The organism is Kitasatospora cinereorecta, from assembly GCF_024172095.1.
GTDB lineage: Bacteria > Actinomycetota > Actinomycetes > Streptomycetales > Streptomycetaceae > Kitasatospora > Kitasatospora cinereorecta.
This window is the reverse complement of sequence record NZ_JAMZDX010000003.1, coordinates 1,302,464-1,316,268: the sequence shown is the minus strand read 5'-3', so window position 1 is coordinate 1,316,268 and position 13,805 is coordinate 1,302,464. Positions and strand designations below refer to the sequence as shown.

Annotated in this window: 10 protein-coding genes; 5 read left to right on the top strand and 5 right to left on the bottom strand. The window is 71.8% G+C overall.

The window, feature by feature from the left end; all coding sequences use genetic code 11:
• Positions 1-94: 94 nt before the first annotated feature.
• The gene (locus FHR36_RS19330) at positions 95-1,213 is read right to left on the bottom strand and encodes a fatty acid desaturase family protein (protein ID WP_253798934.1); all 1,119 of its coding nucleotides are present in this window, start codon (positions 1,211-1,213) and stop codon (positions 95-97) included.
• A 7-nt stretch (positions 1,214-1,220) separates the two neighbouring features.
• On the bottom strand, positions 1,221-2,276 hold the full coding sequence (locus FHR36_RS19325; protein ID WP_253798932.1) for a ferredoxin reductase: 1,056 nt from the start codon (positions 2,274-2,276) through the stop codon (positions 1,221-1,223).
• Positions 2,277-2,363: 87 nt separating this feature from the next.
• Between FHR36_RS19325 and FHR36_RS19320 the strand changes: the two genes are divergently transcribed.
• Positions 2,364-3,503: a PucR-like N-terminal domain-containing protein gene (locus tag FHR36_RS19320; protein ID WP_253798930.1), complete on the top strand. Its 1,140-nt coding sequence runs from the start codon at positions 2,364-2,366 to the stop codon at positions 3,501-3,503.
• Positions 3,504-3,956: 453 nt separating this feature from the next.
• Here the strand turns inward: FHR36_RS19320 and FHR36_RS19315 are convergent, their stop codons facing one another.
• Both FHR36_RS19315 and FHR36_RS19310 read right to left on the bottom strand, forming a co-directional pair.
• Positions 3,957-5,477 (bottom strand): amino acid permease, encoded by a 1,521-nt coding sequence (locus tag FHR36_RS19315; protein WP_253798928.1) that lies wholly within the window; start codon positions 5,475-5,477, stop codon positions 3,957-3,959.
• Between the two features lie 112 nt (positions 5,478-5,589).
• Positions 5,590-6,531, bottom strand: a complete 942-nt coding sequence (locus FHR36_RS19310; RefSeq protein ID WP_253798926.1) for a hypothetical protein — start codon at positions 6,529-6,531, stop codon at positions 5,590-5,592.
• Positions 6,532-6,742: 211 nt separating this feature from the next.
• On the opposite strand from FHR36_RS19310, the gene FHR36_RS19305 reads away from it, so the two are divergent.
• From FHR36_RS19305 to FHR36_RS19290, 4 genes are all read left to right on the top strand, one after another.
• A complete protein-coding gene (locus tag FHR36_RS19305) occupies positions 6,743-8,194 on the top strand; it encodes an NsdA family TPR-like regulatory protein (protein WP_253798924.1) in 1,452 nt (483 codons plus the stop codon).
• Between the two features lie 166 nt (positions 8,195-8,360).
• Entirely contained in the window at positions 8,361-9,056 is a 696-nt protein-coding gene (locus FHR36_RS19300; RefSeq protein ID WP_253798922.1) for a WXG100 family type VII secretion target, read from the top strand.
• Positions 9,053-13,255 carry an RHS repeat-associated core domain-containing protein gene (locus FHR36_RS19295; RefSeq protein ID WP_253798920.1) on the top strand — a complete coding sequence of 1,401 codons (4,203 nt, stop codon included), beginning with the start codon at positions 9,053-9,055 and terminating at the stop codon, positions 13,253-13,255. Before FHR36_RS19300 ends, FHR36_RS19295 begins: the two co-directional genes overlap by 4 nt.
• Entirely contained in the window at positions 13,252-13,569 is a 318-nt protein-coding gene (locus FHR36_RS19290) for a hypothetical protein (protein ID WP_253798916.1), read from the top strand. Before FHR36_RS19295 ends, FHR36_RS19290 begins: the two co-directional genes overlap by 4 nt.
• A gap of 15 nt (positions 13,570-13,584) precedes the next feature.
• On the opposite strand, the gene FHR36_RS19285 is transcribed toward FHR36_RS19290, so the two are convergent.
• On the bottom strand, positions 13,585-13,776 hold the full coding sequence (locus FHR36_RS19285) for a DUF6011 domain-containing protein (protein ID WP_253798914.1): 192 nt from the start codon (positions 13,774-13,776) through the stop codon (positions 13,585-13,587).
• Between the last annotated feature and the right edge of the window lie 29 nt (positions 13,777-13,805).

The following is a 13,805-nucleotide window of genomic DNA, read 5'->3' as shown; positions in this document are numbered from 1 at the left end:
GTCCGATACCGCGGTCGCCCACCGTCCGGAGCGAATCTCACCGAGCCCGGCGGTGCCGCCGGTACGGCCGAAGGACCTGAACCACTACCGGGAATCAGGCCGCGACGAGCTCCTTCTCGCGGGCCGGTGTCTTGACCTTGGGCTTCTTGTTCGGCAGCGAAAGCCGGACGACCTTGCGCCACGCGGAGAACACCTGCTTGGGCAGCGGCCCGGTGACGTACTCCAGCTCGTACTTCTCGAACAGCGCGCGCACCTTCACCGCGACGTCGGCGTACCGGTTGCTCGGCAGGTCCGGGAACAGGTGGTGCTCGATCTGGTGGGACAGGTTGCCCGTCATGAAGTGCATGGCCCTGCTGCCGCTGATGTTCGCCGAGCCCATCATCTGGCGCAGGTACCACTGGCCGCGCGTCTCGCCCTTGACGGACTGGCGCTCGAAGACCCGTACGCCCTCGGGGAAGTGCCCGCACATGATCACCGAGTGGGACCAGATGTTGCGGACCAGGTTCGCGGTGAACGTGGCGGCGAGCGTGGTCAGGAACGACGGGCCCGACAGCAGCGGGTGGATCACGTAGTCCTTGAGCACCTGCTTGCGGATCTTGCGGCCCACGGCCTTGGCTCGCGCGCGGAACTCCGGGTTCCTGCGGTGACGCTTCTGCAGGTTCTTGCCGAGTTCGAGGTCGTACGCCGCGATGCCGTATTCGAAGAAGCAGGCGTTGACGAAGTTCCACAGCGGCTGGCCGAGGTGGAGCGGGTGCCACTTCTGGTCCTCGTCGACGCGCATGATGCCGTAGCCGAGGTCGTTGTCCTTGCCGATCACGTTGGTGTACGTGTGGTGCAGCTCGTTGTGCGAGTGCTTCCACTGCTCGGCCGGCGAGACGTGGTCCCACTCCCAGGTGGTGGAGTGGATCTTCGGGTCCCGCATCCAGTCCCACTGGCCGTGCAGGACGTTGTGGCCGATCTCCATGTTGTCCATGATCTTCGCCACGGACAGGCCGGCGGTGCCGAGCAGCCACGCGGGCGGGAAGATCGAGAACAACAGCACGCCCCTGCTGGCCAGTTCGAGCTTGCGCTGCGCCGAGATGACCTTGCGGATGTAGGCGGCGTCCTTCTCGCCGCGGTCGGCGATCACCTCGTCGCGGATCACGTCCAGCTCGCGGCCGAGCTCCTCGATCTGCTCAGCGGTCAGGTGGGCAGTGGGGTCGATGGCGGTCAAGGCGCTTCTACCGTTCGATGTCGCAGGGGCCCGCCGCGGCGGACACGCAGGTCTGGATGAGGACGCCCGGCTCGGCCTCGGTGATCTCGCCGGTGCGCAGGTCGCGGACGGCGCCCGCCTTGAGCGGCGTGACGCAGCCGAAGCAAATGCCCATGCGGCACCCGGAGGGCATCAGCACGCCGGCTTCCTCGCCGATGTCCAGCAGCGGCGTGGCGCCGTCCGCATCGACGGTCCTGCCGGTGGCGCTGAACGTGACCGCGCCGCCGTCGCCGGCGACGACGGTGCGGGGGCGGAACCGTTCGGTGTGCAGGCGCTCCTGGACGCCGTGCTCGGTCCAGTGCTCCTCTGCGGCGTCGAGCAGGCCCGCGGGCCCGCAGGCCCAGGTCTCGCGCTCGGCCCAGTCGGGCACGAGTTCGCCGAGACGGGCGATGTCGAGCCTGCCGGCCGTGGCAGTGTGCACCTCGGTGAGGCGCAGCTTCTTGTCCGCGACCAGGCCGTGCAGCTCGTTGCGGAAGATCACGTCTTGCGGCTGTGGCGCGCAGTGGACCATGACGGCGTCGTCGACCTCGCTGTCGCGCAGCATGCCCATCACGGGTGTGATGCCGCTGCCGGCCGTCAGGTAGAGCACCTTGGCGGGCTTGGCTTGCGGCAGCACGAAGTCACCGGCCGGCTGGTCGAGCTGGATCAGCGTGCCCGGTGTCGCCCTGTGGACGAGGTGGTTGCTGACCTTGCCGTCCGGGACCGCCTTCACGGTGATCGTGATGCGGCCGTCCGGGCGGCCTGTCGGCGAGGTGATGGAGTAGGCACGCCACAGGCGCCTCCCGTCGACGTCGACCCCGATCCGCAGGTACTGACCGGCCGTGTGGCCGCGCCAGCCCCGTCCCGGCCTGATCACGACGGTCGCGGCGTCACCCGTCTCGGGGTGCACGGCCTCGATGCGCCCACGCAGGTCGGCGCCCGCACGCAGCGGGCTGACCAGGTCGAGGTAGTCCGACGGCAGCAGCGGCGTCGTGACCATCTCCAGCAGTTTCCACGCCCTGCTGCGCAGGGCTGCACTCGTCATGACTCCAGCTTGCTGCGCCTCAAGGCGTAAAGTCCTGACCGTAGGACGTGAATCTGGTCGAATGAATTGTTCGCAGGGAACAAGAACGTGCGCCATGCAATCCGGAGGGCCAGCGAGCTGGTCCTGGACGAGACGACGGTCACCGCGCTTCGGGCCGCGCTGCCGGCCACCGCCGACGAGGTCGTCGAGGCGATCATCGACGAGGTCCCTCCCTACGCCAACGCCCTTTCGGGCCGGATGGGCGGCACCATCCGCCGAGCCGTCCGCACCGCCCTGGGGCACTACCTGGACCTCGCGAGCGGGACAGCCACGGGTGGCGACGGCGGTGACGCGGCCTACGAGCTGGGCCGCGGCGAGGTGCGCGACGGCCGTTCGATGGACGCCCTGCTCAGCGCCTACCGCGTCGGCGCCCGCGTGGCCTGGCGATGCCTGGCAGCGGGTGCCGTACCCGCAGGTCTGCCCGCCGCCGAGGTCGCCAAGTTCGCCGAGCTGACCTTCGCCTACATCGACGAGCTCTCCGCCGCGAGCGCCGCGGGCCACGCCGACGAACTGGCCGCACGCGGCAGGGCCCACGAGCGCCACCTGGAACACCTGGCCCGCGACCTCCTCGCCGACGCGAGCCCGGACGTGCTGCTGGCCTCTGCGCAACGAGCCGGGTGGCAGCCCCCGGCTTCACTGACCGCCGTCCTGCTGCCCGCCGCCCAGACCCGGCCCGCCTACCGCACGCTCGACCCGAACACCCTCGTTCTCGACGATCTGCCGGACGCCACCGGTGTGCTGCTCGTCCCCGACGCCGACCGACCACACCTCTTGCGGCAGCTGACCGACCGCACCGCCGTGGTCGGCCCGGCCCGGTCCTGGACCCATGCGTCCGCCTCGTACGCACGAGCTGCACGCGCGCGCGCCCTCTCCCCTGGGATTCGCGACACCGAGGACCACCTGCCCGAGCTGGTGCTCAGCGCCGACATGGACGCGTTCGCAGACCTGCGCGCCCGAGCCCTCGCACCATTGCGGACCCTGCCTGCCGCGACCGCGCGGCGGCTGGAGGAGACCTTGCGGGCCTGGCTGCTGCACCAGGGCAGGCGGGAAGAGGTGGCGGCAGAGTTGTTCGTCCACCCTCAGACGGTCCGGTACCGGATGTCGCAACTGCGGGAGCTGTTTCCGGATCTCGCATCGCCGCACCGGGTCCTTGAACTGACCCTGGCGGTGGGTCTCCAGGTCAGCTGACGCGCACTTCGACCGTCCACGACCGCGTCCGCGTGGAGGCGGGCAGGCGCCCGGGAACGCGGGCAGCAACACCGCCGCCCGCCTCGCCGTGGCGCAGCCGCTGAAGGGGCCACCGACCTGACCCACCTCGCCCCAGTGACCGGTGCGAGATCTCCTCCTTGACGGGGGGGAATAGCGAGGTTCGGCTGGCCCCAGCCCGAAGCCCGTACCCCATCGCCTCCCACCCGCGTTCACGATCAGTAGCACTGCGCAGCCCAGGCGGTGAACCGCCGGCTCGACTTTCGTGGTGCTCGCTCGACGCTTCTCGCCGCATCTCATCGTCAAGGCCGCCGCGTGTGCACTGTTCGATCAGAATTACGACCTGTAGGAGCGCCTCCGAACCAACCGCGCGAGGCTCCGCCGCCCTGACCAGAGGGGCGGCGGAGCCTCGAGCGCGTTGGTGTGACGGGCGGGTCAGCGGGGGGTGGGGACGGGGTGGGGGGTGGTGTCGGCGAGGTTGCGGGGGTGGGAGCGGTTGAGGAACCACTTGCGGGCGGAGACCAGCCACCAGAGGGTCGCGAAGCCGAGGACGACGGCGACAGCGACGGGGGCGTAGTTGAAGTTGGTCGCGGTGATCGGGCTGAGCTGGGGCAGCATGAAGAGGACGGTGATCACGACCACCCAGAGCACCGCGATGACGCCGATCGGACGGCTCCACGCGCCGAGGTGCCACGGGCCGCGCTGGAAGCGGTCGCCCTGGCGCAGGCGGAGGAAGGTCGGGATGACGTAGGCGATGTAGAGGCCGATGGTGGCGATCGAGGTGACGGCGGCGTACGCGGTCGCGTTGATCAGGTAGGGCAGGCCGAGCGCGAGGGCGCCGACGACGGCCAGCCAGACGGCGTTGGTGGGGGTGCGGGTGCCCGGGTTGATGGTGTGCCAGAACTTGCTGAAGGGCAGTGCGCCGTCCCGCGAGAAGGCGTAGATCATGCGGGAGTTGGCGGTGACCGAGGCCATGCCGCAGAACAGCTGGGCGCCGATGACGATCAGCAGCAGCGCCTTGCCGCCGGCCTGGCCGAGCGCGTCGATGAACACCTGGGCGGGCGGCACGCCGATCGAGGTGGCGAGGGTGCCGTCCCAGTCCTGGATGGCGAAGGTGAGGCCGACGATCAGGACGAAGCCGGCGATCCAGGAGGTCCAGATGGAGCGCACGATGCCGCGCGGTCCGGCGACGGCCGCGTCGTTGGTCTCCTCGGTCATGTGGGCGGAGGCGTCGTAGCCGGTGAAGGTGTACTGGGCGACGAGCAGGCTGAGCAGGCCGACGTAGAAGCCGCTCTTGAAGCCGGTGTTGTTGACGAAGTGGCCGAACACGAAGGACACCGACTGGTGGTGGGACGGGACCACCGCGAGCAGGCCGACGATGATGAGGACGCCGCCGACGTGCCACCACACGCTGACGCTGTTGAGCACCGCCACCAGGCGGACGCCGAAGGTGTTCAGCACGCCGTGCAGCAGCAGGATGCCGGCGAACAGTTCGATGGTGTGCTCGGGGCTCGCGCCGAAGCCGAACTGCAGGTCCAGGTAGGCGTTGAGGAAGGTGGCGGCGCCGAAGTCGATGCCGGCGGTCACCGCGACCTGGCCGAGGACGTTGAACCAGCCGGTGAACCAGGCCCAGGCGGCGGCGGACTTGGCGGGGGCCATCTCCTTCGCCCAGAAGTACAGGCCCGCCGAGGTCGGGTAGGAGGAGCAGACCTCGGCCATCGCCAGTCCGACGAACAGGGTCATCGCGCCGACCAGCACCCAGCCCCAGGTGAGCATGGCCGGGCCGCCGGTGTTCAGCCCGAAGCCGTAGAGGGTGAGGCAGCCGGAGAGGATCGAGATGATCGTGAAGGAGACGGCGAAGTTGGAGAAGCCGGACATCCGGCGGGCCAGGACCTGGGTGTAGCCGAGCTGGGCGAGGCGTTCCTCGTCCGACAGGTGGTCGGGTTCCAGAGGCATGAGCGGGTGTCCTCTCGGGGGGCAGCGCGGATCGGTGGACGGGGGAAGCGGGGAAAGCGGGAAGGGGGGAGCAATGAAAAAGCGAAGCCCTGCGGAAGGGGGTGGAGCGCGGCTACCTGCGGCGCAGGCTGCGGGGGGCGTTCCTGGCCCGTTCCCGGTGGGTCTGGAAGAGCTGCTCGGCGTCGCCGCAGTACGCCCAGGGGAGCTTGGCGGCGTACGGGCCGATCTCCTCGAAGACGGCGTGCGCCTCGCGGTGCCGGCCGGCGAAGGAGAGGGCGTGCGCGAGGTAGTTGGCGTCGTCCGTGAAGTTGGCGTGCCGGACGGCCGGTCGCAGGTGCCACCAGCGCTCGAGCACCCGGTCGATGTCGGGGCACTCCATCCAGGGGTGGATGGCGACGCCGACGCCGCTGCGTTGCGACTGCCGGTAGCGGTAGTGCTCGGCCTGGGCGACGAGCAGCAGCACCACGAGCGGGCTGCCGTCGGGCACGCCCTGGACCCGGTCGCGCACCCAGTCGAACATCACCGTGGTCGAACCGTGCTTGCGCGGCATCAGGTACGCGAGCACCTCGTGGTGGCTCTCCCGGTTGAACGGGTCGCGCCGGGCGACCTCGTGCCACAGCTCCAGGAGGGTGTTCCAGTCCGGCGCGAGCGTCCGGACCAGGGCCATCATGACGAGCCAGGGCGAGGGGTCGGCGGGGGCGGCCTCGGCGGCCGCCAGGCAGGTGCGCCAGGCCTCGTCGAGGGCGGCGTCGTCCGGTTCGGCGGCGACGATCGCACGCAGTGCCTGGACGTGGGCGAGCATGGCGAGCGCGTCGGGGTTGTACGGCTCGGCGGAGGCCCACGCCTCGGCCCAGCGCAGCCGGACGCCGTTGCGGGCGAGGATCTGCAGGCGGAACACCCGGCGGTCCCAGTCGCGGCCGGTGGAGGCGATCAGGTCACGCGGGCCGTCCCACCGGCCCATGGTGGCGTCCTCGCAGACCGCGCGGAGCGGACGGTCGTCCCGGGCGGGGTGCGGGTCCAACTGCGAGGCGCCACGCCCAAGCCACTTAGCCACGACCATCCTGTCCTTCGAGACCGTCCGTTCGGATACGCGGAGTCAGGGGTCGGTCGCTCTGCGCGGAAGTAGACAACCAGAGACCTCGTCGTCCGCAATAGGGCTCACAGGGGGTTCACTCGACCACATCCGTTTGCTGGAGGTTCAGTTGAGGCCATTGTTTGCTCAACTCGCCTTCGTTTGCGGGCAACTTCCCTTACAGTCCAGCCGTATGACCAGCGACGAGGAGCGCCCCGCCGTCACGCGTGCGCCCAACCGGCAGTTGAGTGCGCTCATCGAGCAGGCCGGACTGTCGAACAAGCAGCTCGCGCGGGCGATCCGCGAGACGGCCGCCCGCTACGGCAGCGACGCCCGCTGCACCCACACCAGCGTGCAGCGCTGGCGGGAGGGGCGCCGGAGCCGGGCGGTCCCACCCGCGCTGATCGCCGAGACGCTGTCGCTGGCGCTCGGCCGGGTGGTGACGCCCGCGGAGATCGGCATGCCCGTCGACGGGGAGCCGAGCAGACCGCTACTGGACACCGGGTTCATCGACGGGCCCGAGGAACTCGCCGCGGCCGCACGCCGGTTGTGGGAGGGCGACCTCGGGCAGGAGAACGCGATCCGCGCCGACCTGCCGATCGGCGCGCTGTCCGGGCCCGCCCTGCACTGGCTGCTGGCGGAGGAATTGCCGGCCGCGATCGGGCTCGGTCCGGGGCCCGGGGTGACGGCGGCGGACGTGCACCGGCTGCGGGCGACCCTCCAGGCGTTCGAGCTGATCGCCGGACGGCACGGCGGGGCGGCCGCCCATCGACCGGTGGTGCAGTACCTGCTCAGCGACCTGGGCCGACTGCTCACCGGGAGCTACCCGGCCGAGGTGGGCCGTGCGCTGTTCCGGGCCGCCGCCGAAGGTGCGCTGCACGCCGGATCGTGCGCGCAGGAGTCCGGGCTGCCTGGACTCGGGCGCCGCTACCGCCTGCTGGGCCTGTTCCTCGCCCACCGGGCGGGCGACCGGATGCTGGGCGGGCGGGCCCTGGTCGCCCTGGCCGCCTCCTACACTGCGCCGGCCGACCAGCCGGCCGCGCTGGACCTGCTGCGGGCGGCGGTGCTCGGCACCCGGCACCAGCCGGGGCCGGCGCTCGCGGCCGCCCACGCCGCCGAGGCGCGCGCGTACGCGACGCTCCGCGACGCCGCCGCCGCGGACCGGGCCCTCGCGCTCGCCCGGGCAGCAGCGGCGGCGGAAGCGGTAACGGAGGCGGAGGCGGAGGTGATGGCGACGACGACGGAGCCGGACCCGGCCGACGAGCCGGCTGCGGCGCCGCACCCGTTCGACCCGCGCGAACTCGCCGAGGCCGAGATCCGCTGCCGACTGGCCCTCGGCGAGCACGAGGCGGCCCGGCGCGCTGCCGAGCTGGCGCTCCCCGACTACGGACCGGACGACACCGTGCGCAGCGTGCTGGTGGGCTGCCTGCTGGCCACCGCACGGATCCGCGGGGGCCTGCTGGACGGCGCCTGCGCTGCGGGCGAGCAGGCCCTGCGGCAGGCCGCGGGCGTGCAGTCCGCCGAGGTGGAGGCCCAGCTGGGGCGGTTGGCGGCGGAGTTGGAGGCCCAGCGCGAGGGGGGCCGCGCGGCCGCTCTCGCCGCTCTGATCCGGGCGCGGCGGCAGGCGCTCCCGGCGGCGGCATAGCGCCTCGGCCCCGGCGCCCGGTCCCGCGTCACCCGGTCCCGTCACCCGGTCCCGTCACCAAAGCGGGTTGTGACTCGGACGACAGCCCGGTTCGGACGGTTCGTCATTTTGATGGGCTATTGTCAAGGTCGGACGTGGTCTAGAGCAATATTCCCGGGGGTGGTGAATGGGCGTCGTCCTGCCCGACGAGCTGGTGTGGGTCCTCGACCTGATCGGCATCGACTGGCCCAACGTCGACGAGGACGACTACCGCGAGATGGCCAATGCCGTCCGCGAGTTCGCCAGTGAGATCGACGACCACCGGGCCGATCTGGCCCAGGCTGTGGAGCAGATGGCCGGCGAGAACGCCGGGCTCGCGGTCGAGGCGTTCCAGGCGCACTGGGGGAAGGTCAACGGCACCCACATCCACCAACTCGCCGAGGGATGTCGCCTGGTGGGGACGGTGTTGGACGGGGTCGCGGTGCTGATCACCGGAGCCAAGATCGCGGCGATCGTCCAACTCGGCATTCTGGCAGCCGAGGTGATCGCCGCCCAGGCGGCGGCGCCGTTCACCTTCGGCCTGTCGGAGGCGGGCGCGGTGGGCGCCACCCAGGTGACCCGGGTGGTCGTGAAACGGCTGCTCAAGGAGGCCGAGGAACAGATCATCGACCAGCTGATGTCGGTGGCCACCGGCCCGATCGTCAGCGCGCTGGAGAGCATGGCGGGCAATCTGGTGCTGCAGTTGGGCGAGCAAGCCCTGGGCATCGGCAATGGTGTGGACCTGGGTGAGGTCGGCAAGGCCGGCGAGAAGGGGTTGAAGGACGGGGTGGACGGTTCGCTGGGGCAGCTCGGCATCAACCACGGCGCGGAGGCGAAGGCATGAGCGAGGGCTTCAAGCACAGCGCCGAGGCGACCGACAAGCTGGCGGAGCACTTCAAGGTCGGTTCCACCAAGCTCACCTCCTCGGGTGACAACCACCTCGGCCGGGCGAAGAGCCACTTCGGCCGGACCAAGGGCCGCGGCGGGCTGGCCCAGGCCGCCGAGGGCGGCGTCGAGAAGCTGATGGAGAGCCTCACCAAGGGGCAGCAGACGCTGGGCAAGCACCTGGACGACGTCGGCACCGGGCTGAAGAAGACCAGCGCCAACCATCGGACCCACGAGGAGTCGGTGGCCCGCAACCTGACCTCGATCACCAGCGGCACCGCGCAGCCGAAGACCGTGCCGAGCAACCCGTGGGGCGGCAAGAGCTTCGCCAGCGTGGTGTCGGGCAACAGCGGGCCGAGCAAGCCCACGCCCGCGGCGCCGAAGCCCGCGCCCCCGAAGAGCCCGAACGTACGGCTCAACAGCACCGACCCCAAGCCGCAGGGCCGACCGCTGGTTGCCAAGCCGGCGAAGAGCGACCCGGTGGACATCGCGTCCGGCGAGGTGCTGTTCGGGCAGACCGACGTCGGCCTGGACGCCGCACTGCCGCTGGTGCTGGCCCGCACCCACCTGTCCGGCTACCGGATCGGCGGCTGGTTCGGCACCAGTTGGGCCTCCACGCTGGACCAGCGACTGGAACTCGACGACGAGGGCGTGCTGTTCGCCGCCGACGACGGCATGGTGCTGGTCTACCCGGTGCCGGAGCCCGGTGCGGCGGTCCACCCGGTGGAGGGGCCGCGCTGGCCGCTGCACTGGGACGGCACCGCGGGCGGCGGCATGCGGATCACCGACCCGCGCAGCGGCATCAGCCGGCACTTCGCGCAGCCCGCCACCGGCCCCGGCCCGCACACCCGCGCGGCCGGCGCCCTGCAGCTGCCGCTGAGCGCGATCACCGACCGCAACGGCAACCGGATCGAGGTCCGGTACGGGCCGGGCGGCGTGCCCACCGAGGTGTGCCACAGCGGCGGTTACCGGATCGGCGTGACCACCGCCGGCCAGCGGATCAGCGCCCTGACGCTGCTGCCCGCCGTCACCGCGCCGGTGCCGGAGACGGCCGACCCGGAGACGGCCGACCCGGCGACCGCGGACACAGCGGCGGACACGGCAGCGGACACCGCGGACGCCTCGGGGTCCGAGGAGCAGCCGATCACGCTGGTGCGGTACGGCTACGACGGCAACGGGCAGCTCTCCGCCGTGACCGACTCCTCCGACCTCGCGATGCAGTTCACCTACGACGGTTCGGCCCGCCTCACCAGCTGGACCGACCGGGTCGGCTACCGCTACCGGTACGTCTACGACCGCTCCGGCCGCTGCGTGCAGACCCGCGGCGACGGCGGCTTCCTGGACGCGTTCTTCGCCTACGACGCCGAGCAGCGCGTCACCACCATGACCGACGCGGTCGGCAACCGGACCGTCTACCAGCTCGACGAGTGGGGCCGGCTCGTGCGGGAGACCTCTCCGCACGGCGCGGTCGCCACCTTCGAGTGGGACCGCTACGGCCAACTGCTGTCGCGCACCGACCCGCTGGGCCGTACCAGCAACTTCACCTACGACGAGCACGGCAACCTGGCCGTCTCCACCCTGCCCGACGGCACCACCAGCAGCGCCGCGTACGACCGCGGGCACCGGGTGACGGCGCTCACCGCGATGGACGGCGCCCAGTGGGCGTACGAGTACGACGAGCACGGCAACACCACCGCGACCGTCGACCCGCTCGGCGCCCGCACCGCCTACACCTACGACGAGCACGGCCGGCCCGCCTCCGTCACCGACGCGCTCGGCGGCACCAGCCTGGTCGGCTTCGACCCGGCCGGCCTGACGGTCTCGCTGACCGATGCGCTCGGTGCGGTCAGCCACTGCGTGCGCGACCGCTTCGGCCGCCCGTCCGCCGTCACCGACGCGCTCGGCAACACCACCACCTTCGGCTGGACCCTGGAGGGGCGTCCGGCCTGGCGGCAGGACCCGGACGGCGGGCGGCACGAGTGGACCCACGACGCCGAGGGCCGGGTGGTCGCGCACCGCGACCCGAGCGGCGCGGTGACCACCGCGGAGTACGGCGCGTTCGGCAAGCTGACCGCGCGGACCGGCCCGGACGGCGACCGGTACACCTTCGAGTACGACGGCCAGCTGCGGCTGACCGCCGTCACCAACCCGGCCGGCGCCCGCTGGACGTACCGGCACGACCCGGTCGGCGGCGTGGTCGAGGAGACCGACTTCGCCGGCCGCACGCTGCGCTACGAGCGCGACCTGACGGGCTCGCTGACCGCCCGCACCAACGCGGCCGGCCAGCGGGTGGAGTACGTCCGTGACCTCCGCGGCCGCACCGCCGAGGTGCACGCGGACGGCCGGGTCACCACCTTCACCTTCGACGGCGCGGGCCGGGTGCTCACCGCCGGGGACGGCCGCACCGGCGTCCGCCGCAGCTACGACGCGGTGGGCCGGATGGTCGCCGAGGAGTGCGAGGGCGGGGTCACCGCGTTCACGTACGACCTGCTCGGCCGTCCGACCGGCCGGCGCACCCCGCACGGCATCGAGTCGCGCTGGACGTACACGGCGGTCGGCCTGCCCGAGACGCTGACCGGCCCCGGCGGGGCGCTGCGCTTCCACTACGACCGGGCGGGCCGGGAGGTCCGCCGCGAGTTCGGCCAGGTCGTGATCGACCGCGGCTTCGACGGCCTGGACCGGCTCACCGGCCAGCAGGTCAGCGCGGCCGGCCGGCTGCTGGGCCGGCAGGAGTACGCCTTCCTCCCCGGCGGCCGGCTCACCGAGAGCACCGACCAGCTGCTCGGCACCCGGACCGCCGAGCTGGACGGCAGCGGCCGGGTGACCGCCCTGACCGGCGCCACCTGGCAGGAGCGGTACGCCTACGACCAGCTGGGCAACGTGGTGGCGTCCCAGCTGCCCGGCGCCGACGGCACCACCACCGGCGAGCTCGCGGTGGAGGGCGGCCGACTGCGGCGGGCCGGCCGGACCTCCTACGAGTACGACGCCCAGGGCCGGCTGGTGAAGCAGACCCGGCGACTGCTCTCCGGCGGCGAGCTGAGCTGGCAGTACACCTGGGACTCGCACGACCAGCTCGGCTCGGTCGCCCTCCCCGACGGTTCGCTCTGCCGCTTCCGCTACGACCCGTTCGGGCGGCGCCGGGGCAAGCAGCACCTGGCGGCGGACGGTGTCACCGTCCTCGCCGAGACCGTCTTCACCTGGGACGGCGAGCTGCTGGTCGAGCAGGTCGTCACCCGGGCCGGGCAGCCGGGCCGACGGGTCACCGGCTGGGAGTGGACCCAGAGCGGCATGCGCCCGCTGGCCCAGACCGACCTGCTGCTGCCGGCCGCCGACGCCCCGCAGGCCGAGATCGACCGGCGCTTCCACGCCATCGTCACCGACCTGGTCGGCTCGCCCACCGAACTGGTCGACGAGCACGGCGCGGTGCACTGGCAGCAGCGCACCACGCTGTGGGGCGAGCCGCTGCCCGGCGCGGTCGAGGAGATCGCCTGCCCGCTGCGCTTCCCCGGGCAGTACCTCGACGACGAGACCGGCCTGCACTACAACGTCTTCCGGTACTACGACCCGGCCACCGCCCGCTACTTGAGCTCCGACCCGATCGGGCTCGGCGGCGGCGTCAACCCGTACGCGTACGTCGGCGACCCGCGCCGGATCGCCGACCCGCTGGGTCTCGACCCGGACATGATCGACCTGTTCCACGGCACCAACGGCAACGGCGCCTCCGCCATCGAACAGCACGGCATCAATCCGCAGGTCCGGCCGCGCCCGATGGACTTCGGACACGGCGGCTTCTACCTCACCAACGACTACGACCAGGCCGCCCAGTGGGCCGAACGCCAGGGCACCCGCCGGGGCCAGCACGTCAACGGCGGCCCGGCCGTGATGCACTTCCAGGTCTCCCGCTCGGAGCTGGAGGAGCTGAACGGGCGCCGGTTCAGCAGCCACCAGGACACCAGTAACTTCATCGCGCACCACCGCAACGACCTCGACGGCAGTCAGATGCACAACTACGACAACGTCGAGGGCAAGATGCTGATGAACCTGAGGGACTGGTCGGCCGACAACAGCACGCCGATGCGGCTGAAGGGCCACCAGATAGCCTTCTACAAGCAGCCGGGTATCGACCTGATCAGCAACGGGTACAAGGGACGGGTATGAGCGGGGCACGCGAGTTCAACCTCGACGCGGACGAGGAGATGCAGGACTTCTTCTCCGCGATCGCCGACGAACTGCAGAAGTTCGGGATCTCCCGGGCCGAGGCGGTGGCCCGCGTCAACGACGCCTGGGCGGGGCAGACCTTCTCGCCGTACCCGGACATCGCCTGCCACGAGTCGCCCGAGCACTGGGCGTACGACTTCTACTACGGCGAGCCGGTGCCGTACTGGGACCCGAACGCCGACCGCAGCGAGTGGCGGGCGACCCCGCCGCCGCCCGCCGACTCCGACGCCTGGACGCTGCCGCGCGAGCAGTGACCCGTCCCACCGGCCTCAGCGCTCCAGCCCCGGCAGGGTGTCCTGCTCGCCGGGGCGGGCGCCGGAGTCGGGGTCGGGGGTGCGGCACTCGGGGCCGAGCCTGAGCAGCCGGGACTCCGGGTCGTGCAGCGGCCGTCCGCAGCGACGGCAGCGGACGGTGGACCGCGGCGCAGGCGGTACGGGCGGGATCAGGGCGGCGTCCGACACCGCACCAGTGTGCCCGGTGAACCGCCGCG

Bases quoted from the DNA above. Each gene is read 5' to 3' on its own strand.
- FHR36_RS19325 (WP_253798932.1), bottom strand. From the start codon at position 2,276: ATGACGAGTGCAGCCCTGCGCAGCAGGGCGTGGAAACTGCTGGAGATG.
- FHR36_RS19315 (WP_253798928.1), bottom strand. From the start codon at position 5,477: ATGCCTCTGGAACCCGACCACCTGTCGGACGAGGAACGCCTCGCCCAG.
- FHR36_RS19305 (WP_253798924.1), top strand. From the start codon at position 6,743: ATGACCAGCGACGAGGAGCGCCCCGCCGTCACGCGTGCGCCCAACCGG.
- FHR36_RS19300 (WP_253798922.1), top strand. From the start codon at position 8,361: ATGGGCGTCGTCCTGCCCGACGAGCTGGTGTGGGTCCTCGACCTGATC.
- FHR36_RS19295 (WP_253798920.1), top strand. From the start codon at position 9,053: ATGAGCGAGGGCTTCAAGCACAGCGCCGAGGCGACCGACAAGCTGGCG.
- FHR36_RS19290 (WP_253798916.1), top strand. From the start codon at position 13,252: ATGAGCGGGGCACGCGAGTTCAACCTCGACGCGGACGAGGAGATGCAG.